The organism is Alkalihalobacillus sp. TS-13, from assembly GCF_019720915.1.
Taxonomy (GTDB): Bacteria; Bacillota; Bacilli; order Bacillales; family Fictibacillaceae; genus Pseudalkalibacillus.
In genome coordinates, this window is the sequence record NZ_JAHKSI010000044.1 from 1 (window position 1) to 255 (window position 255).

The window sequence follows — 255 nt, forward strand, 5'->3', positions numbered from 1 at the left end:
AGGTGAAAAGCACCCCGGAAGGGGAGTGAAAGAGATCCTGAAACCGTGTGCCTACAAGTAGTCGGAGCCCATTAACGGGTGACGGCGTGCCTTTTGTAGAATGAACCGGCGAGTTACGATAACGTGCAAGGTTAAGTCGCAAAGACGGAGCCGCAGCGAAAGCGAGTCTGAACAGGGCGCATGAGTACGTTGTCGTAGACCCGAAACCGAGTGATCTACCCATGTCCAGGGTGAAGTTCAGGTAACACTGAATGG

General features: G+C 53.3%; 1 rRNA gene. It reads left to right on the top strand.

What is annotated here, in order from left to right:
- A 23S ribosomal RNA gene (locus KOL94_RS25990) occupies positions 1 to 255 on the top strand; the annotation flags it as partial.